We start from the raw sequence: 23626 nt of genomic DNA on the forward strand, positions 1-23626 counted from the left end.
CTCATTGCATGAACATATTTACTGCCAGTAAGTTGCCCGGAATTTGCCGATCAGGGCGGCGTGTCCCGGGTTTGGTATTTACCCTTCTTTTTGCGTTGTCCGCGTTTGTTTCCCAAGCTCAGTTTCAGAAGCAGGACATCAGCGGACCAAGCCCTAATGCAGCCAGTCTTGGCTTGTATGGTGAAGTTCCTGTATCCTTATATACGGGAACGCCTAATGTCGATATCCCCCTGTATACAGTCGAAGAGGGCAGGATCAAAGTCCCGATCAGTCTGAGCTATCACGCATCCGGTGTGAGGGTGAACCAGCGTTCGGGGTGGGCAGGCGTGAACTGGAATTTGAACGCGGGTGGGGCAATCACAAGGACTATTAAGGATAAGCCTGATGAAGAGGACCGCACTCTGAATGGAGTTCCTGCCAAATATGGGTACTTCTTTAATTATACACTGTTTAACGACGGCACTCCAAACTGGGATTCGAAGGAATTTATTACCGCGCTGAACACTCCGGGTTTCAAGGGTTATTCATTCGCATTATCAAACTTGATCGATACGGAGCCCGATGAGTTCTCATTTAATTTTCTGAATTATAGCGGTAAATTTTATCTTGACCACCAGGGGAAATGGCAGGTCCGATGTGACCAGCATGTAAAGGTCAAGCTAATGGATGGGGATATGCTCGATATCCCTAATGACATAAATTTGCCAGACAGCCCTGGCGCACACCTTGCCGACTATGGCAAGTACAAGGCCAAAACCTACGAGTCGGTCATTAAATCATTTAAGGGGTTCATTATCACCGCGGAGGACGGCACGCAGTATGAGTTTGGCGGTAATGCGAAAGCAATCGAATACTCGCTCGATTTTTTCAATCAGCATGGAGACAACTGGCATGCGGATTCCTGGAATTTGACCCGGATCATCACACCGGAAGGAAAGAAGGTGGATTTTGTGTATGAAACCATCGCATTGCAGGATGGTAAGTTCACCGCAACATTTGCCCCGTCGATAAATTTCCAGGTAAAAAGCAGGACTGAGGTAGGCGAGGGGACCTCCATGCAGAGTTGTGTTACTTCTGGAAACATGTCGTATGCCACAAAGAACCATTTTTATAGCGGGCAGTTGATACGCCCCAGTTACCTGCGCTCGATCGAGGGGGATAATTCCAAGGTGACTTTTGGCATGGAAAATAGTGTGGAAATGCGGTACCCGGATCGGATATTCAGCCAGTTTAATGACAATTGGGGGTCGGAAGAGGGTGGTTCGCTGTGTAATGTTTTCCCGCATCTCCATTATGTAGACCAGCCAAGGAACAAGTGCATCGGGAGCAATGTCCAGTTGGACGGGCTTAATCCGACTGTGTCTGACATTATTGCCAAGCTGGTTTGGAAAAAGCTAAGTTCTATAGATGTACAGGAAAAAAGCACCAGTCAGAACATCAGGAAATTTTCTCTGGTCTACAATGATGAGTTTGGCAAGCGACTCATGCTCAAGTCTGTCAGGACGCTTAGCAAGGAAGATCCTGCTTGTTATTACAGCCACGACTTTGAATATAACGACTCTACAGGGTACAGTCTTCCGGAATACCTGGACGAATTTGATCAGACCGATCACTGGGGCTTTTTTAATAAGAACCCAAAATCCCTCACCAGCGCCAATTATTTGGCAAGTATCAATACGAACGGCGAGACGCCTGCGGCCACGAAAAGCAGTATTTTTGCGGATTTCTTTAATCACAAAGAGGCAAGCACGAATATAGAAGTTTTGAAAGCCGGTAGCCTTAAGAAGATTACTTATCCGACAGGCGGCTACACCTTGATAGAGTATGAGCCACATGATGCCTCCAAACGCTTTGAAGTCAATGAGGATGGTAGTGTAGACGTGGTCCCGGTGTCGGGAATGAAGATCGGGGGTATCCGTATTAAATCCCTGACCAGTGATGACGGTACCCAAAAGAAAATCAAGACTTTCGAGTACAAAAAGGGAGGGATATCCAGCGGTATTTCCTCAGGGACGCACCAATACTACTGGCCCGATTATCAAGCCAGGTCTGCCAGCGGGACAACCCATAGGTATTTCCGGGAAATGTTTACTTATCAGAGCCTGTTACCTACCGGGATCAATGCGATGGGCAGCCATATCGGATATAGCGAGGTTACTGAACGGGACAGCGATGGCGGGTATACGGTGTATAAGTATACCAATTACGAATCGGATTATCCCGTAAACGCTAAACGGCATATGGATGAAGCCATTCCGTTGGCTGTCCGTGCGGACGTAGCCGCCGCTAAGTATGATGCCCGAATAGACAAATCGTTTGAGCGGGGGAAATTACTGGAAACCAAGGTCTTCAAATCCGGAGGGCAATTGTTGAAAAAAACGCGGACGGCCTATACGACGGTGGGGAGCGGTTTCGTCAGGGCAGCCCGGGCTAGCTTTGTCGAAGTGAAATGCGAAGAAACCTCTACACCCGGAACAGTGCACCTGGGTCATCCATACCGGTACCATACATACCAGTTCAAGCCACAACAGGATTCTATTTATCAGTATGATGAATTGAATGCGGGCAAGTACACGCTGACTGTCAATAATTACACTTATAACCCGATCGGGTTACCGAGTGAAATCCGCAGTATCAGCGGTGGTAAAACAACGCGGACGCTGAACAGGTACGTATTTGATTATGCCGATATTCCATCTCCGTCAAACGAGGGTGAAAGCAGTTTGAATGCTATGAGGACAATAGGAATGTCAGGTATTCCTATCGAGCAGCAAATCTGGAATGACGAAAGCGGAACGGACGCTATGGTGGACGGATATATCAATTTTTATAGACGATACACCGCTGCATCGGGTTACAACAATATACAAGTCGAGAAAACCTATCGCTTTGCAAGTGCTGCGCCGGTAACCGGCGTCACCTTATCGACGATACTTGCGGGGCATTTTAACTTTGATTCCCGGTACAACTACGTGATAGTTGACTACGGAAATCAGAATTTACTAGGTTACACCACGACCGGCGAGCCTAAAAAGTATAAAGGGTCGGATGGCATAGAAAATAATTTCGCTTGGTTTGACGGAAGCAAATCAGGGCTACTACAGTCTAAAAAAGTAGGTGACCAGGAAACGACTTTTGAATATGCCAATCCTTTGGTGGGGGTATCGAAAATTAACGACCTGAACCTTGGTACCTGGACAGATTATACATACGATAGCTTCAACCGGCTTAAGACCATCAAAGATTATAAAGGAAACCTGGTAAAGTCCTTTTCGTACAATTTAAGGAATAGCAGTTGCCAGGATAGTTTGCAACTTGTCGAAGTACCGGAAGAAGAGTGCGTCGTCAACAAAGTACGCCTGCGTTGGCGTTCAGCTGATTTTGTCCGTCTGAACGGTGCAAAAATTCAGGGATCGAATGATGGTGCTACCTGGACGGATATTTACGCCATTAACGTGAATGCAACGGGAGCCTGGCAGGAATTCACCTTCGCCAACACAACAGCTTATCAACACGTTAAATTTGCGTCAGGTCCAAACGGTTACGGTGAACTGGTTGAGATTGAATTTTACAATGGTACCGCGAAGCTAAGCGGTACGCCGTTTGGTTCGGAACCGAACGTTGCCGGCATGGGTTGGTTCAATGCGATCGATGGAACCGAATCGGGCGTGTGGCACGGCGAGTACCAGGGCGTAGGCGCGCACGGCGGTGCGAGCAATTTTGTTGGTTTGAGCCTCAGCTGTGCCACAACGTGTATCAAGCCGGAGATTATCAAAACCGCCGGAACTGCGGTGTGCGCATCAACTAATCAGCCGGTTACTTTAATGGCATCGGGTTGTTCCGGAACAGTAACATGGTTCCGCGATGGCGTTCAGGTGAGTACGGGCATTTCGCTCACGACATTGGTGGCAGGCAGCTATACAGCCAAGTGTTCATCCGGCAGCTGCACCAGCGCAGCTTCCAATGCACTGGTCATTACCCAGGCTTCGGGCTGTGCGCCTTTGTGCGTTGTCAACCGGGTTCGCCTGCATTGGAGAACGTCAGATTTTGCACGGTTGAACGGTGCTAAGATCCAGGGATCCAATGATGGAACTACCTGGGCTGATATCTATACCATTGGGGTTAACGCGACGGGTACCTGGCAGGAATTTACATTTGCCAATACTACCGCATATCAGCATATCCGCTACGCTGCAAGTCCGACGGGCGTAGGTGAATTGGCCGAAATCGAATTCTATAACGGAGAGGTTGAACTTTCTGGCACGCCGTTCGGTTCGGAGCCGAACATCAGCACGCTGCCCTGGCAGAATGCCATGGATGGTAATACGGTAACAAGCTGGCATGGAGAATACCAGGGACAAGCCGGACATTTGGGACAAAGCAACTTCGTTGGACTGAGTTTGACAGGCTGCGCGACTACCTGCATCACACCGACGATCGTGAAAACGGTTGGCGGGACAGTATGCCAGTCGGAGGGAGAATCGGTAACTTTGATGGCGTCCGGCTTCACCGGCACAGTGACCTGGTTCCGTAACGGATTGGCTGTCGGCACGGGATTGACCTACATCACCAGTATTCCCGGTAGCTACACTGCCAAAAGCTCGAATGGCACATGTACCAGCGCTGTTTCGAATGCGATCGCGGTTGCGCAAGCTGTCGGTTGTGCGCCGATATGTGTAGTGAATAAGGTAAGATTACATTGGAGAACCGCGGATTTTACCCGCTTGAACGGGGCGAAAATCCAGGGGTCTAATGACGGTATCAATTGGACGGATATTTACACGATCGGTGTGAATGCAACCGGCGCATGGCAGGAATTTACTTTCGCAAATACGGTCTCTTACCAGCACGTACGCTTTATGGCCAGCCCCACAGGTATTGGAGAGCTGACGGAGCTGGAATTTTATAACGATAATGAAAAATTGGTTGGAACCGAATTTGGCTCTGAACCTAACATTTCGACCTCGCCCTGGCAAAACGCCTTTGACGGTAATGTTACGACGGTATGGCACGGTGTCTATCAGGGAGTAGGTGCCCATATCGGACCTAGCAATTTTGTAGGGATCAGTTTGCTGGGCTGCGCGACGACGTGTATTCAACCGGATATTATTAAAACCGCAGGTACCACGGTTTGTCCAACCAATAATCAAAGTGTTACGCTGATGGCTTCCGGATGTTCCGGTACCGTAACCTGGTTCCGGGATGGCACGCAGGTGGGTACGGGCGTCTCGTTTACTACTTCGGTTGCGGGAACCTATACCGCCAAATGCTCGTCAGGCGCATGCACAAGTGCGGAATCCGCAGGGTTGGTTGTGACGCAGGCGCCCGGTTGTGCTCCTGCAACGGCCTGTTTGGTGAACAAAGTCCGGATTTTGTATCGTGACTCCAATTTCCAGCGACTGAACGGAGCTAAAATACAGGGTTCCAACGATGGCGCAACCTGGACGGATGTCTATACCATTGCGGTCAATGGTACGGGTAGCTGGCAGGAATTTACTTTCGCGAATACTACTACTTATCAGCACATCCGTTATGTAGCGAGCCCCACCGGATACGGGGAATTGAGAGAAATCAAGTTTTACAGCGGGGATGTAATTCTCTCGGGTACAACTTTCGGATCGGATCCGAATGCAGCAGAAATGGGCTGGCAAAATGCATTTGATGGAGATGAAGTGGGTTTGTGGCATGGCGAATACATAGGTCTCGGTACGCACGCTGGTCCCAGCAACTTTGTCGGGATGAGCCTGAGCTGTGCGACCACCTGCATCAAGCCGGATATTTATAGAATAAGTGGAACAACCGTTTGTCCGACAGGCAATCAGCAGGTAACGCTCATGGCATCTGGATGCTCGGGTACCGTGACCTGGTTCCGGAATGGTGTGCAGGTTGGAACTGGACAAACTCTGTCGACATCCATTGCCGGCACTTATACGGCAAAATGCACTTCCGGTTCCTGCACGAGCGCAGCTTCGAACGGGTTGGTCATCACACAGGCGGCAGGATGCTTCGCGACTGATAAATGTATTTTGAACAAGGTTCGTTTGCTTTACCGCACATCCTTCATGGAACGCCTTAACGGCGCGAAGATCCAGGGTTCGAACGACGGAGCAAACTGGACCGATATCTACACCATCGCTGTCAACGGCACGGGTAACTGGCAGGAGTTCACATTTGCGAACACAACCTCATACCAGCACATCCGGTATGCGGCCAGTCCAACCGGGGCTGGTGAACTACGGGAAATCGAGTTCTACAATGGTAATATTATGCTTACCGGTACGAAATTCGGCTCTGATCCGAATGTTGCGAACCTGGGATGGCAGAATGCGATGGATGGGGATGAGGCGAATTCATGGCATGGCGAATTCCAGGGAATGGGTGCGCATGTCGGCCCAAGCAACTTTGTGGGGTTGAGCCTCACGGATTGTGCAACAACTTGTATCAAACCCGACATCATCAAAACGGCCGGAGGGGCGGTCTGCACCTCGGCCAATCAGCAGGTAGTATTAACGGCCTCCGGTTGCTCGGGCACCGTCTTGTGGTACCGCAATGGCAGCCAGGTTGGTACGGGACCAACGTTGACGACATCCATTGCTGGCTCCTACACTGCCAAATGTTCTTCCGGTGCATGTACCAGCGCGGCATCCAATACGCTTGTGATCGCTCAGGCAACGAGTTGTCAGGCAATTTGTGTGGTCAACAAGGTCCGTGTACACTGGCGTGCATCTGACTTTACCCGACTGAACGGTGCCAAAATTCAGGGATCCAATGACGGATCAACCTGGAATGACATTTATACGATCAGTGTCAATGCCACCGGTGCGTGGCAGGAGTTTACGTTTACGAATACGACTTCCTATCAGCACGTCCGCTACGCAGCGGCACCGGGAGGATCCGGTGAGCTTACCGAACTTGAATTCTATAACGGTAGCACTAAATTGGAAGGTGCCCCATTCGGTTCCGAGCCTAATATTACCGGCCTGGAGTGGGAGAACGTCTTCGACGGAGATCTGGTTGCGATGTGGCACGGTGTATATGTCGGACCAGGAGCGCATTTGGGACCAAGTAATTATGTGGGCCTGAGCCTGGCGGGTTGTGCGACTACCTGTATCAAGCCGGAGATTATCAGGAAGGCCGGATCAACCGTATGCGCTTCCGTGAATCAATCGGTGACCTTAATTGCAACCACCGGATCTGGAACAATCACCTGGTTCCGTGATGGTACGCAGGTAGCGACCGGGGATACGCTTACAACCACAACGCCGGGCTCTTATACTGCCAAAACAGTGATAGGCTCTTGCACAAGCGCGGCGTCCGATGCCTTGGTGATTGCACAAACGGCTGGTTGTTCAGCTGTAAACTGTGTGCCGAACAAAGTGAGGCTCAAATGGAGATCCGCAGACTTCTCTCGGTTGAACGGTGCCAAAATACAGGCGTCGGCAGACGGGGTTGCCTGGGTGGATTTGTACACGATCAATGTCAACGCCACAGGTAACTGGCAAGAGTTTACATTCAGCAACACCACGGCCTATCAGCACGTGCGATATGCATCCGGGCCGACCGGATACGGTGAGCTCATGGAAATTGCGTTCTACAACGGAGCAACCAAATTACTGGGTAAAGCATTTGGGTCTGAGCCTAACGCAGGAAGCCTCGTTTGGCAGAATGCAATTGATGGGGATACTACCACGACATGGCATGCCGCCTATCAGGGTGTAGGGGCGCACGTTGGGGCAGGAAACTTTGTCGGACTTAGTCTGACGGGCTGTGCGACAACCTGCATTAAGCCGGAAGTGATAAAAACACTGGGAACAATGGTGTGTGCGTCCGGAAATCAGCTCGTTACATTGACAGCGTCGGGATGCTCTGAGACGGTAATGTGGTACCGCGACGGTGTTAAAGTAGGTACAGGTCCTGCATTTACGACGTCATTGCCCGGGAACTATACGGCGAAATGTACGTCAGCAGCCTGTACGAGCGCGGCATCAAATGCGCTCGCGGTTACCCAGGTCGCGGATTGTGCACCGCTGTGCATTGTCAATAAGGTGAGGCTTCACTGGCGTCCGAATTTCTTCGAGAGAATAATTGGTGCAAAAGTCCAGGGATCCAATGACGGTGCAACCTGGACAGACCTTTACACTTTTAATGAGAATGCTACGGGTAGTTGGCAGGAAATCACTTTCACAAATACCACTCCTTATCAGCATATTCGCTATACGTCTGGTCCGGTAGGAATCGGCGAGCTTGTGGAGCTTGAATTCTACAATGGAGCGCACCGGTTGTCCGGAACTACTTTCGGGTCCAGCCCGAATATCCCGGGGATGGATTGGCAAAATGTATTCGATGGGGAAATCACCACATCCTGGCATGGCGTATACCAGGGAGACGGAGCGCATGTAGGGCCAAGCAATTTTGTGGGCATGAGCCTGACCGGATGTGCTACGACTTGTATCAAGCCCGATATTATCAGAACAGCGGGAACAGCCGTTTGCCCGACTTCAAACCAATCGGTTACCTTAATGGCGTCCGGTTGTACAGGTACGGTAACCTGGTACCGGGACGGCACGCAGGTTGGTACGGGACAGACGCTTATTACGTCGATCGCCGGGACTTACACTGCGAAATGCACTTCGGGATCATGCATAAGTGCCGCATCCAACGCCATCGTGGTGGCACAGGCGGACGGTTGTTTTGCCGCCAACAAGTGCGTGGTGAACAAGGTCCGCGTCCTGTTCAGAACGGCTAATATGGACCGCCTGAACGGAGCGAAAATTCAGGGTTCGAACGATGGTGCTACTTGGGCTGATATTTATACAATTTCAGTTAACGGTACAGGAACCTGGCAGGAGTTTACATTTACCAATACGACTTCATACCAGCATATACGCTATGCGGCAGCACCGGGAGGTTCAGGTGAACTGAGGGAAATTAAGTTCCTCAACGGAAATGTGCTTCTTACCGGGACGAAGTTTGGTTCCAGCCCGAACGTAAACGGCATGGGCTGGCAATTGGCCATGGACGGCGATGAGCTCTCGACGTGGCATGGAGAATTCCGAGGCATGGCAGGACATACAGGTCCTTCGAATTTCGTCGGATTGAGCTTAACCGGCTGCGCCGCAACTTGTATCAAACCGGAAGTGAGAAAGACGGCGGGAACAAACGTTTGTCCGGGAGCAGGTCAGCAGGTTACGTTAACTGCCTCCGGATGTTCCGGCACTGTAACCTGGTTCAGAAATGGCACTCAGGTAGGAACGGGAGATACATTGAGAACAGACATTGCAGGAAGCTACACTGCCAAATGCTCGTCGGGTACATGCAGTAGCGTCGATTCAGCACCACTGGTAGTTTCGCAAAGCGAGGGATGTTTGCCCGCGAACAAATGTGTGGTGAACAAGGTGAAACTGCTTTTCCGCACTTCGTTTATGGAGCGTCTCAATGGAGCGAAGATCCAGGGTTCGAACGATGGTGCTACCTGGTCAGACATTTATACAATCAATGTAAATGGCACAGGAAACTGGCAGGAGTTCGCATTCAGCAACACCACATCTTACCAGCACATCCGTTACGCGGCCGCACCGGGTGGGTCGGGAGAACTGCGTGAAATCGTGTTCCTCAATGGAAATACGATTCTGACTGGTACCGAATTCGGTTCTTCTCCGAATGTTCCAAATTTGGATTGGCCGCTGGCGATGGACGGGAACGAATCCACGTCATGGCATGGTGAATTCCAGGGAGTGGGTGCACACACAGGGCCTAGCAACTTTGTCGGCCTGAGCCTCACCGGCTGTGCGACTACATGTCTGAAACCAGATATTTACAGGACTGAGGGTACCATGGTTTGTCAGACTGCCAGTCAGACTGTCAAGCTCATAGCCTCAGGATGTTCGGGAACAGTGAAGTGGTATAGGGATGGTGTTGAGGTAGGTTCAGGACAGATTTACGTCGCGACCCTTGCTGGTTCCTATACGGCAAAATGCTCATCCGGATCGTGCAGTAGCAGCGCTTCCAATGCTTTGGTGATCAGTCAGACGGCTAACTGCGCGCCGCAAAATGGGTGCCTTGTCAACAAGGTGAGATTGTTGTACCGTACTTCCGATCTGCAACGTTTGAACGGAGCCAAAATCCAGGGCTCGAATGACGGTGCCAACTGGGCGGACATTTACACCATCAATGTGAATGGAACTGGGATGTGGCAAGAGTTTACTTTCTCGAACACAACGACCTACCAGCACGTGCGTTATGTGTCCAGCCCTACCGGCATTGGCGAGCTACGTGAGATTAAATTCTATAACAACGACGTTCAGCTCACCGGCACCAAATTTGGTTCGGATCCTAACGTGGATGAAATGGGCTGGCAGAATGCGATGGATGGAGATGAAGAGAATGTTTGGCATGGTGCATACCAGGGGGGAGGAGCCCATATCGGACCAAGCAATTTTGTCGGATTGAGCCTTGCCGGTTGTGCAAACACTTGCATCAAACCCGATGTATTTAAAATCGAGGGTTCGGAAGTCTGCCCATCCACGAACCAGCGTGTGAAATTAATCGCTTCGGGATGTTCAGGTACGGTAAAATGGTATCGTGATGGCATCGAAGTCGCAAGTGGTCAGATATATTCCACATCTACACCAGGTACTTATACAGCAAAATGCAGCTCGGGCTCTTGCACCAGTGCGCAATCAGCCGGGCTTGTTGTAACCGCTACATCAAACTGCGCCGCGATCAACTGTGTGGTTAATAAAGTGAAAGCGGCGTTCCGATTTGGAGGTGAATGCTGTATGGACCGTTTAATTGGGGCGAAGATCCAGGGCTCGACCAACGGCTCTTCATGGACTGATATTTACACTTTCACTACACAGGGTAACGGTTCTGCGATAGAATACAGTTTTGCCAACACGACGGCTTACGGGTTCCTGCGATTTGTGGCGGGTAACAGTGGCTATGGGGAACTGGCTGAACTGGAATTCTATAACGGATCGACCAAACTCCAGGGTAGTGCATTTGGAGTAGGTAACTATAACCTTGCTTTTGACGGAAACCCGGCGACGAAGTGGGAGACTGGTACCATGGGAACAAGCAATTACGCTGGATTGGCATTAACCGGTTGTGGCAGTTGTGCCGCACCAACTATCGGCATTACCTCACCCCAAAAAACCGCTTGCGTGCCGAAAAACCATCGGGTGACGCTTTCAGCGACAGGTTCGGGAACAATTAAATGGTATAAAGATGGTGTATTAGTCGCATCGAACGTTGCTGCTTACGAGACCAATGTTCCGGGAACTTATACGGCCACAGTTACGCTGGGCAGTTGCGTTAGCGCTGCATCGCAGACACTCGTCGTGCCGCAAACACAGGGTTGCACGGATGTTGTCACCCCTGTGACGCCGACGTTGTCGATCTGGAAATCAGGCGTCGATGGACAAAGGTCCAAGATCAAGGATCTTGTGAATAACGATGTAATTCTGATGTCCGACATCGGCGGGCGTGACCTCAACTGGTTCCTTGCAACCAATGGACAGATCACCAATCCGGCGGCTAATGGCTATTACACTGATGTCGAGCTCAGACTCACAGGGCCGGGCATTAACTTCGGATGGAAGAGCGGCATTACCGGTACCGATACTGGACCGTACGGGCTTTATTCGAGGGATGGAGGAATAGCGGCTGTTGTTGGTGACTACCAACTCAAAGGAACGATCTATAACGGTACAAATGTGGTAGGTACGACGACGATTAATTTCAAAATCTTCAACTCGTGTAATCCGGTTTGGATCCAACAAATCGAAGGGAACACCGCTTGCGTAGCCAAGAATCATTCGGTAAAACTTTCGTCGATTGACTGTGCTGCGACAACGACCTGGTACCGTAGTGGAACGCAGGTTGGAACAGGCCCGACCTATACGACGACTTCACCCGGAACTTATCAGGCGAAATGCTCTGGCGGAACCTGTGGTGAAAGCTGGTCTAACCAGATTACCGTTTCCGAAACACCTGGCTGCAATGATCTTCCACCGTCTGCTGTGACTTCGACGATGTCGATATGGAAAGGCGGACCATCAGGGACCCGGCAGAAAATAAAGGATCTTGTGGGTGGAGATCAGATACAGCTCAGCAGCTTTGCGGGCGGAATAGCTAACTGGTTTGTTGTTACGGACGGTCAGAATACTAATCCTGGGGCCGCGAAGTACTTCGATCGCATGAGTGTAACACTGAGTGGGCCAGTCAATGGCTCGTGGGAGGAGCCGATGGCGGGGCAAGATGCCGGACCCTATGGCGTATTCAGTCGTGACGGCGGCGCTACTCCGATGGCGGGTAACTACACAATGCAAGTGAAAATCTGGAACGGTTCGACGCCTGTTGAAGACAGGACGGTCAGTTTCTCAATAGTAGCGCCAGTTTGTACAAGCCCGACCATTACTTCAACGGGAACAACTGTTTGTGTTGAAGCGGGACAATCTGTTACATTATCAGTGGCCTCTGGGTGCAGTAATGTAGTATGGTTTAAAAACGGCGGAAACATTGGCACGGGCTCTCCAATACACACCGGTTCTCCTATACAAGTTTTTGGGCCGGGTACTTATTATGCTTCTTGTGGGACTTGTACTGCACCTATGTCGAATCAGATAATAGTTACCCAAGCAGCCAATTGCGGAACAATCAACGCATCGAACCTGGTCGGAATGGACTATGCACCCGGCGATGTGGACGGACGATTCTACTTCTGGTCGGCGAATGGAAAAACAGTCCGGGGCTCGATGACGAAAATATACACGGGTGATGATCATTATACCTATACGACAGCAGGAAACAGAAGTTACGCTTCTATCGTAGAAGTCGCCATCAAATCTGAAAATGGTACCCGGTATTGCTATACCTGGTATTCGGATGGCACCTGGTCTAAAGGGCATTCGGATAACCTGGGGCAATTGGAGACAGGTACGTATACGTATCGCGTGGGCAAGACTCCGGCAGACATCGTCGGTATGGCGTTCAATAGCGAAGGAAAGCTTTACACCTGGTGGAAGGACGGCATCATATCGATGGGAAACAGGCAAAACCTTGGCGCTGAATCAAGCGATGTAATACGTTATGTTCTCCCACCGGGAAAAACAACTTCGCAAATCCTCGGGATGGGGATTAATGATGAGGGGCACGTGATTACATGGTACAGCGACAATACGCTTTCCATTGGCTCCTGGTTGTTTCTGGGCAGCACGTCAGCCTCAATAGGATACGATTAAAACTAATTGTTTGTGATTGCGAAAGGAGCCGTTTTAAAAGATGGCTCCTTTCTTTTTTGGGGTTTATGAATGCTGATTTCCTTCATTGTATTATCCGTCCCGTGATTTTATCAATTCGCACAAGGGATTTTGACGTGGCTGGTTGATGCAACTTTCAGTCATTTCAAACTGGGTCGATACTGCTTTCAAGCATCGAATCAACCGTCTTTATCTATTTCAGTGAGAATGTCCCTACGTTGAATTCAGAAAGACGGGTATGATTCGGCAATGAATATCTTTCAATAAAAGATACATCCGCATGCAGGGACATCCGACTATCCTCTCGGGAACACATAAAACGCCAGCGCTTTATTCCTGAGAGCATTTTGCCCTTTAAGGCGGCATTCGCTTATACACTGTCTAATGGAACCGACCAAAAACATTGCTGTCCTGATCGACGGCGATAATGCCCAGCCGAAACTCATCCAGCAGATCCTGGAAGAAGTGGCCAAATATGGAAAGGCGACAATCCGGAGGATATACGGAGATTGGACCCAAAATGCCATGAATGGATGGAAGGAGGTATTGAACCAACATTCGATAAGCCCTGTTCAAAAATTCGCTTACACGGTCGGGAAGAACTCTACGGACGGTGCCCTGATCATTGAAGCGATGGATATCCTGCACGGTAAAAAGACAGAAGGATTTTGTATCGTGTCCAGCGATAGCGACTATACCGGCCTGGCGAAGCGGATCCGGGAGGAAGGTTTGTTTGTGATGGGTATTGGTGAGAAGAAGACCCCGGTGGCTTTTGTACAATCGTGTGAGATTTTTACTTATTGCGAAAATATCACCGATCCTCCCAGAGTAGTCGTTGAAAGGCAGCCCAGAGCGAAGAAAAAAAGTAAGGCTAACGATCCTGTGGCAAACGGCTTGGAACCGGCTCAATCGATAATCGATAAAGCTTTTGATATCTCGGTCAATGAAGAAAGTCAGGTCCTGGTTTCAAAGCTCGGTTTTAGCCTTCGAAAAATCGACCCCAGTTTTGATCCGAGAACTTATGGTTTTAAAAGCCTCTCACTGCTCCTGGAAAGCCTGCCTAAATACCAGATGGCAAAAATCGAGATCAACGGAAACAGCCATCCTATTGTCAAATTGAAATAACCGGCCAGGATGCGTCGCATATGGATGGTCTCGTGCAGGTCTGAACTACCGTACATTCCATTTCTGCATGGATGGCCGGGACTGGAATGTCACTGAGGCTGCGTACTGTCCCGTTTTTTCCAATGGTATGCCGCAATCGAATTCTTCCAAAAGTATTTTTCCGCAGCTGCGGGACCTTTCTCCTGAAAATATGCACGGACGAGATGGAGTCCATCTGCGAAAGGCAGCCATTGATCGCTGTTGGGCCAGTCGCTGCCATATAATACTCTGTCAGGCCCAAAAAATTCGTAGAGCTCATCCAGTCGTGCGCGATAGAAATCCAGGCTGGTCGGGATCTGCCCGTCGACTCGGCGTAAAACCTCCGAGATCTTTACATATACTTGCGGGCGCTGACCGATTTCCCTCAGATGGGCTTCGCAAATTTTTTGTGTCGCTTTATCCTCCGGAACTGCCATCTGGGGCAAATGATCTATGACGATCCGCAGATCGGGCACCAGATCTGTCAGCCTTACCACCGCAGCCAGCAGCGCGGGATTCGGGTTGGCTGTGTCCAGTACCAGCTCCGTCCGGGCAAGAGATTTAAGGTCGGACACGAACCCCGGATTATCCAGTTGCCTGGTGATATCATGCTCCCAAAGATTTCCATACCGGATTCCAACAAACAGCGGATTCATCTGAAATCGGTCTAGCTGCTTTCCAAAACCCGCCTTGCCCGGTTCAAGATTCCCAATAACCCCGACCATTATTTTGTCTTTTGCAGCCGTGTCCAAAACCCACTGATTGTCTTCGGGCCAGGGACTTGCTTCCACGACAATCGCACCGGCAATTCCGAGCGGTGAGGCAATCGCGCGGTAACGCTCGGGAAGTGTAGGTTTGTAAAGAATTTTATCATTTTTACCAGGCCACGGCACGCCTTGCGCACGGTTTGTGTCGAAGAGGTGAATATGGGTATCAATAATAGGGATGGACGCGGCATGCTCCGCCCGTACCGCCTGAAGTCCGGCACCCAGGGAAGCACCGGCGGATAAGGCGAGAAATTTTCTCCGGTTCATAGGTCGCAAACAGTTCTTTTACATGTGGGTCTCATTCCGACCGCAGTGATCGTACAGGATTAAGCAGCGCAGCCTTAATGGCCTGGAAGCTCACAGTAACCAATGTTACCAGTATGGCTCCCAATGCCGACACGGCAAAAATCCACCAGCTTATTTCTGTCCGGTAGGTGTATTTTTCCAGCCAGCCATTCATGAAATACCAGGCAACTGGCCCGGCTATGAGACAGGAGATCAGCACCAGTAGCAAGAACTCGCGGGACAAAAGAGCCCAAAGTCCGGCTACGGAAGCACCCAGTACCTTGCGGATGCCGATTTCCTTGGTCCGCTGCTCGGCTACGAACGACGCCAGCCCGAAAAGTCCGAGACAGGAAATCATAACTGCCAAGATAGCGAACAATGTGGTAAGTCTGGCAATGCGTTCCTCATCGCTGAATTTTCGGGCATATTCCTGATCAGCAAATGCATATTGGAACAAATTTTCCGGATCATATTTCTTAAAAACGGATTCGATCCTGGCGGCAGCCGCCGAAGCGCTGGCGGATGGTTTTATTTTGATATTGACCGTGTTGAGCCGCTTGTAGTTGAGGAAGAAAATGGTCTGCTTGGCCGGTTCGTAGGGCGATTGCGTCACCAGGTCCTCCACGACGCCGATTACTTTATACTTTTCATGATCACCCCACTGGATCATTTCGCCTATGGGGTTTTTCAATCCCATGTATTTCACCGCTGCTTGGTTGAGGACAAAACCCATGGAATCGGTGGCGAATTCTTTCGAAAAGTCGCGTCCCTCCCTGATTTTCCAGCCCACGGTTTTGCCGAACTCGTGGGTAATGCGGAGCGTTACAAATTCATCGGTCATGGCCGGGTTTTTTCCTTTCCAGTTGAAACCGCTGTTGGTAACGTAGGTGTTGGTCACGGGGGAGTCTGTGGCCGTCACTTCTTCTACCACGCCCGTATTGAGCAGGTCGTTCCGGAAAGCGCCATAATGGGTAATGATCTCGTTGGATTTGATCGGGCTATTCAGCAATTGCTGACGGCTGTACCCGATGGGCCGGTTTTTCGCGTGTTGCACCTGCCGGTACACGATGATCGTTCCGATGATGAGCGTCACCGAAACGGTGAACTGCAGCACCACCAGCACCTTGCGCGGAGAGCCGGCTAGCTGGCCACTCTTTGGTTTTAAGGAAACACCTTTTAACGCTGCGATCGGTTTGAATGACGACAGGTAAAGCGCAGGATAAGCGCCTGCAATAATGCCGGTTAGCAGAATGAACGCGATGCACGCAAGCCAGAAATAGGGCTGAGCAAATGGTAAAGCGATCTGCTTGTTGACCAACTGATTGAATGCAGGCAAGGAAACGACTAAAATGAGAAGCGAGAGCGCGAATGCGATGGCCACGACCATCAGCGACTCGCCGAGGAACTGTATGGCCAGTTGTGTTTTGGCTGAGCCCACTGCTTTGCGTACACCGATTTCCTTCGCACGCTTTTCGCTCCGGGCTGTATTGAGGTTCATGAAGTTGATGCATGCAAGCATCAGTACAAACAAACCGGTGATCCCGAACAACCATACCAGGCTGATCCGGCCGCCGGTATTTACACCGTTTTTAAATTCGGAGTACAAATTCCATTTGCGCATCGGCTGCAAAAAGATCAGCGGATCATACTTCGCTTCTTCCTGGTCGATGCTGTTGAGCTTCGCTTTTGCAATAGCGGCTGAAACCTGGTCCATCTCGGAGTGATCGCTGATCTGCACATGCATATCAAACCAGTTGTTTCCCCAGCCAAGCCAGTCGGGCAGGTCTTTTTCCAGCAGCTGCCAGGGAGTGATGAACGCCAGACCCGCGAAGGATGAATTGGAAGGCAGGTCGGCATAGACTCCCGTTACCTTTACCACGTTTTTGTTATCGATCTTCACAATCTTGTCCATCGGATCCTTGTCGCCGAACGCTGCTTTCGCGGCGGATTCGGAAAGCAGTACCGAATTCATTTCCGTAAGGCCCGACCGGGTCCCTTTCAGCATTTTCAGGGAAAGCATTTCTGCTATTTCCGGGCCCATGTAACGGCCGATCTGAATGAGTTTTTTATCTCCTACACTCAGCAGATGTTCGCCACCACCGCCGGTAAGCGCAATGTATTTGAAATGGCTGCCATATTTGTTCCGTAATTCCCGTTCGAGCTGCTTGGGCACGCCGTTACCCGTCCGGATCGTACCCCCGAAGTTCTGGCTCTGCATCACCTGCGCGATCTTGTCGTAATGCGCGTGGTTCCGGTCAAATGACAATTCATCAAAAACCCACAGGCCGATCAGCAGCGCCACTGCCATTCCCACGGCCAGGCCGGTAATATTAATGCCGGCGTAGCCTTTGTTTTTAAGAAGATTCCGGACCGCGATCTTGAAATAGTTACGTATCATGACTAAGCTAAGTGAATTACCTGATGAATATTTCTCTTTCCGTTTCGACCGCGCCAACGGCCTGAGCAGTCTGAATGTATCGACCACGTAAAGCCAGTCCGCCTTACGTTTTCCAAACTGTTTCAGCCTGTACTGATACATTTCCAGCATATCGCCGGTTGTTTCTTCCAGCGTGTCCGGATGTCCTAGCCAGGCCAGCAGCCTGTTGCTCCATGCAGGAGGATTGCGAGTAGTCGGTTCCCGGAGGTCGGCCATAAATGTTTCTGTTAAAATAAAAAGCCTTATTCGACCCTCAGACTTTTTACCGGGTCGAGCCGGGCCGCTCTGACACTCTGGAAACTAACGGTCAGCAGGGCGATCAGCGTCATGAGCATACCTGCCGCCAGGAACATCCACCACGCAATTTGTATCCTGAATTCGAAATTCTGCAACCAAAGACTCATGACATACCAGGCAATGGGCGAAGCGATCAGGAACGCGATCATGACCAGTTTAAGGAAATCCCGGGACAGCAGGCCGACAATGCTGCTCACCGACGCACCGAGCACTTTCCGTACACCAATTTCCTTGGTACGCTGCTCGGCAGTGAATGTCGCGAGTCCGAAGAGCCCCATGCAGGCGATGAGGACCGCGAGAAAGGTGGCGACCTCAATCAATGAAGAAGTGCGCGTTTCCGACTGGTAGGCCTTTGCCAGCGTTTCGTCCAGAAAACTGTATTCAAATACCTGATCGGGGAAAGCCGCGGTCCAGGTTTTTTCGATATGTGTCAACGCCGTTGTGACCGAGGCTGCACTCGGGTGGCCTTCCTGCAGTTTCAAACTCACCTGATAATAGTTGTTGGGTACCACCTGTATCACCGTCGGATCGATTTTCTGATGCAAAGAATTGACATTGAAGTTCTGTACTACGCCCTTGATTGTTGCAAACTGATCCCCGTCGCCGTAATACACCCGTTCACCGATCGCCTGTGTAGGGTGGACAATGCCGATGCGTCCCAGAAAGATTTCGTTAACAATGATCTTAAAATCGGTCGTATCGCTGTCTTTGAGCGGTTCACCGGCGAGGAGCTTTATGCCGTAAGTGTCCAGGTAATGCGAGTCGCCCATTTTCATTTGCGTTTTAACCTGCACTACCTCCGACCCCTGCCGGTATTCCATGGATTGCATCCAGTTGCTTTCGGCGGATGCGCTGTTGAAGGAGAAACTTGCTTCCCTGATCTGCGACGACCGAAGTAGCTGGTCACGAAGCATTTCCAGTTTCTCAGGCTTGTTGTCGGGTAGTCCGACTGTAATAATAGCCGATTGATTGAAACCCAGGTCGGCTGTGCGGAAAAAGTTGAGCTGGCGATTGATAAGCATTGCACAGCTGATAAGCACCAGCGACACCGTGAACTGAGCCACCACCAGTCCCTGACGCATGGAAAACCATTGATTTGTCTGTGATAGCACATTGCTTTTCAATGCCCATATCGGTGCCATGCCCGATAGCCGCATCGCGGGATAGATGCCTGCCAGCAGCGTGGTAACAATAAGCAGCACAGCCGAGAACAATGCGGTTTCCCGCGTAAACAAATCCGTCGTCGTCAATGGAATGGCCAATGCATTCGCGAGCAATGGCAGGGCAATCACGCTGAGTACAACGGCGGCCACTCCGGCAAATAATGTAATGAGCGTAGCCTCCGTCAAAAACTGGTACACGAGCGATTTCCGGTTACTCCCGATCGCTTTGCGAATTCCCACTTCCTTTGCCCGCTTGAATGCCTGCGCTGTGCTCAGGTTGATGAAGTTGAAACAGGCAATCATCAAAACGAGCAATCCGATTAATGAAAGCGTTTTGAGCAGGCTTACATTGGCGCTTCGCCCGCCGAGGTTGCCGGAATAATGAATGTTCGACAAGTGACTGAACTTGAATCGCTTGTGTGCCAGTTCGTCTTTGCCCATATATTTTTGAACCACAGCCGTGAAACGACCGGTCAGCTGCTCCGGGCGAATGCCCTTTTTGAGCAACACAAATACTTGAAAATTGTCATTCCAGCCATTCCAGCGATTCTGGTCGTAATCCGGATTGACGTTTTTCAGTGTCAGGAACGATACGAGCATGTCGAACGGAAAGCTCGTGGTCGAAGGATAATCCTCTACCACACCTGCGACGGTCAGGTCCTGCTTGTTGTCGAGGCGTATGGTTTTGCCAACCACGTCCGTCCCGCCGAAATACTTGACTGCATATCTGCGTGTCAGCACGATGGTATTCGGCTGTGCCAATGCATTGCCCGGATTGCCGGAAATCCATTGATAATCAAATGTTTTGAAAATGGTATGATCTGCAAAAACAAAAGGCTCCCTGAACCGCTTGTCCGTGACAGCCATGGTACTTCCACCGATCCTCAAAAGGGGAACTACCGTTTCGGCCTCAGGCATATCGGTGCGCAACGCATTGGCCATGCCTGCGTACGTGCCGGGATAGGTATGGTTTTCTTTGATGTTTTCTGTTTCGACACGATAAATCTGGTCAATGCGCGACTGGTGCAGGTCATAACTTGTTTCATGACGCACAGCGAGGAAGATCAGAATGGCACACGACATCCCGACGGCCAGGCCGGATACATTGATGAAAGAATAGCCTTTACTCTTGAAAAAGCTTCTGAATGCGATGGTGAAATGGTTCCTGATCATGGCTGGGGTTAAGGAAAAGGTTTTAGGGTAATCATGGGGGCGCCTGCGATTTGCAAGAGGTCGTAACAGTTTCAATACATTCCAGATATAACGCCGGTCGGCCTGAGCCTGACCGCCGGTCTTCGTCCAGTAGGCATGCAGTTCAAGCAGGTCGCCTGCTATTTCTTCGGCCGCCCGCGGATCGGCGAAAAGGCGGAGCAGGCTGCTTGCCCATCGCGGTGGCTTAGGATCGGAGTTGTTGCCTGAATATCCCATTTCAGTTTCCCATCAATTGCAAGGCGGTAGGGGACAAGGCGCTCCAGAGGTCCTCACGCACCTGTTTTACTTCAAGCAGGGCTTTCCGTCCAAAAGCGGTAATTGTAAAAAAACGTTTGCGTCGTCCTCCCCGCTCGGCGGTGGCGCCACCCATCCGGGACGAGAGATAACCTTTCTCTTCCAGGCGCTGAAGAGTGGTATGGACCGTACTGAACCCGACTATCCTGCCGGTTTTATTTTCGAGTTCCTGGGTTATCGGCACGCCGTAGGCATCCTCTCCGAGCACAGCAACGGTAAGCAGGACTAATTCCTCAAACTCTCCTAAAAATGTTCGTTTCATGGTGTAGGCTATTTCCTATGATAATGCCGATCAAATGCTGTGCCAGTGATGGAAAATGCTTCATTGGACGTAACCAGCTCAATTTTTTTTGAACAGGAATAAAAAAATGTCCGCTTTCGGACGCCAGGCGTGCCAAAACGGACATCTGTACGGAAAGACGGAGCAAACGGGTGATTTACAGAAGTTGATTAGAAATAAGGGTATTGGAATCCGGTCACCCAACCGGCGGTATTTGAATTACAGAAAAGTAGATCACTATGGAAATGTCCTGAATTATCTATGTAACAATTGAAGGTCTTTTGATTTATAAAACGAATTTTATTTAACTAACATATTTTAACTAATATTTAATTACAAAGTATTTCAATGCCAAACAGATGGTGGATAAAGTGATTGTAATCATCCCTGTGCTTGATTGTCATCATTTAATGCGCATATAAATTGTGATATATTTAAATCAATTAGCTGCACATAGAAAAATCATTTCTCTCTCTCAACCTATTTCATTACTACTAATGTTTATTAAAGCATTATTGTATTGATAATGAATCTATTATAATCATGTTTTTGCCTCATGTTCCAGGCGTTATCTTTTGGTAACATCGGAATTTTGTAGGTTATTTTTGATTATTAGTTGAATTTATTGGACGTTAATTTTAGAAATAGTTCTAATAAAAAATTTCGTATAATTAATATATTCTACGATCAAACCCTCTGTTAATTATGAAAAATGTTTATCTCCAAACTGTGATCTGGATTGCGTTATCCAGTGTCTGTTATGCACAGGATTTTACGTCAAATCTTCCCATTGTGATTATTAATACTATATCGGAACCAATTAATGATGAACCCGGCGTTGTGGTCAATTTTGGTATCATTAACAATGCGGATAATGTTAATCACAGTACGGACCCGCCCAACGAATATAGAGGAAAGGCGAAGGTTGAATTCCGGGGTTGCACCTCGCAACACTTCCCCAAAAAGTCGTTCGGGGTGGAGCTTAGGGACTCTTTGAACACAGCCAGTGATATCAGCGATGATTTATTCGGTTTTCCCGCCGAAGCCGACTGGGTACTTAATGCCTCCTACACCGACAAGTCCTTTCTCCGCGAAACCTTGCCCTTTTACATGTCCAACCTCGCTGGTGACTACGCTTCCAGGACGAAATATGTCGAAGTGATGCTGGATGGGGTTTATCAGGGCATCTACGTCTTTCAGGAGAAAGTGAAACGTAACAGTGGAAGGATCAATATCAAAAAGCTGGAAAATGTGGATGTAAGCCTTCCTAAGATCAGCGGGGGATACATCCTTAAAATCGATAAGAACTGTGGTGATGAAGTTGTCAATTGGAATACCACCTACGACAGCCCCGGCGGTCTGCCTGGAAAAAAGTATGGATGGGGCGTCGATTACCCCAAAGCGGACAATATTAATCCGCAGCAGCTTGCATACATCCGCGATTATATCACCCAATTTGAAGACGCACTTCACGGTAATTCCAGCTGCGATTCGGTGAATGGATATAGTAAATACATTGTGGAAGCATCGTTTATCGATTACATCCTGTTTCAGGAAATGTCCAGTAATGCCGATGCGTACAGGTTCAGCACGTTTTTCTCCAAGGACCGGGATGGCAAGCTGCGGGCGGGGCCTGTGTGGGATTTTGGGCTGGCATTTGGCTTTTTGACCAACCCGCTCAACGGGTATTCACAAAATTATCAGGGATGGCGGTACAATGGGGAAGGGGATTCCACCTTCCCTGTGCCGTTTTTTTGGGAAAGGCTGCTCAGATGTGCAAGGTTCCGCCAAAAAGTGGTGGACCGTTATCATCAGCTTCGCGCCGGTGCATTGAAAACCGAAGACCTAACCGCTTTTATCGACACACAATTTGCTACCCTTCATCAGAATGGGGCAGGTGCTTACCAACGGAATTTCGAGAGATGGCCCATCCTGACAACACAGATCTGGACGGACGTCCCCTCTTTCGTCGGTGGGACCCTGGAAGCCGAAAGGGATTATCTGAAAAACTGGCTTACGAATAGACTGGCATGGATGGACGCCAACATAGCCTCGATTCATCCCGGGGAGGTTATCCCGCCGGCCTGCGATTTCAATGTCACGGCCAGTCCATCGACAACTACGCCCCTGTGTTCGGCAGCGATGAGCCTTGCCGCCGGTTGTACAGGTGCGGATTGTTCCGGAGTGGGTTATCAATGGAGTGGGAACGGCATTAACCTGTCGGGCATGTCGGTGAATATCAATGCACCAGCCACCAACGGCTCTTTCACTTACACGGCCACTGCATCCCGTAGCGGCTGTGCTAACAAAACGGCCACAGCTTCCATTACGGTAGCTAACTGCCAACCGGCTGTCACGCAGGTGACACAGGCATTCAGCCTTTGCCTGGAATCGGAGGATTCGAATGGCAACGGCCCTGTTACCGGCGATCCCAATGCATCGGGGGGCAACACGAGGGGGGATAAGAACAACTACGACCACTATGTGGA

General features: G+C 50.0%; 7 protein-coding genes. 3 read left to right on the forward strand and 4 right to left on the reverse strand.

Annotation, left to right across the window (positions count from 1 at the left end; genetic code table 11):
- The first annotated feature begins 8 nt into the window (after nucleotides 1–8).
- Nucleotides 9–13241 (forward strand): discoidin domain-containing protein, encoded by a 13233-nt coding sequence (locus BP71_RS00415; protein ID WP_496375429.1) that lies wholly within the window; start codon nucleotides 9–11, stop codon nucleotides 13239–13241.
- Nucleotides 13242–13643: 402 nt separating this feature from the next.
- Nucleotides 13644–14384 carry an NYN domain-containing protein gene (locus BP71_RS00420; RefSeq protein WP_496375431.1) on the forward strand — a complete coding sequence of 247 codons (741 nt, stop codon included), beginning with the start codon at nucleotides 13644–13646 and terminating at the stop codon, nucleotides 14382–14384.
- An 89-nt stretch (nucleotides 14385–14473) separates the two neighbouring features.
- On the opposite strand, the gene BP71_RS00425 is transcribed toward BP71_RS00420, so the two are convergent.
- The 4 genes from BP71_RS00425 to BP71_RS00440 are packed head-to-tail and all read right to left on the reverse strand — an operon-like array spanning nucleotide 14474 to nucleotide 21119.
- The gene (locus BP71_RS00425) at nucleotides 14474–15436 is read right to left on the reverse strand and encodes an amidohydrolase family protein (RefSeq protein ID WP_496375433.1); all 963 of its coding nucleotides are present in this window, start codon (nucleotides 15434–15436) and stop codon (nucleotides 14474–14476) included.
- A 31-nt stretch (nucleotides 15437–15467) separates the two neighbouring features.
- Nucleotides 15468–18107 (reverse strand): ABC transporter permease, encoded by a 2640-nt coding sequence (locus BP71_RS00430; RefSeq protein WP_496375435.1) that lies wholly within the window; start codon nucleotides 18105–18107, stop codon nucleotides 15468–15470.
- Between the two features lie 26 nt (nucleotides 18108–18133).
- Entirely contained in the window at nucleotides 18134–20779 is a 2646-nt protein-coding gene (locus tag BP71_RS00435; protein ID WP_496375437.1) for an FtsX-like permease family protein, read from the reverse strand.
- A 1-nt stretch (nucleotide 20780) separates the two neighbouring features.
- Complete coding sequence (locus BP71_RS00440) at nucleotides 20781–21119, reverse strand: PadR family transcriptional regulator (RefSeq protein ID WP_496375439.1); 339 nt, start codon at nucleotides 21117–21119, stop codon at nucleotides 20781–20783.
- Between the two features lie 723 nt (nucleotides 21120–21842).
- On the opposite strand from BP71_RS00440, the gene BP71_RS00445 reads away from it, so the two are divergent.
- The coding region (locus BP71_RS00445; protein ID WP_496375441.1) for a CotH kinase family protein at nucleotides 21843–23626 on the forward strand (1784 nt) is incomplete at its 3' end.

The organism is Dyadobacter ginsengisoli DSM 21015 (assembly GCF_059568735.1).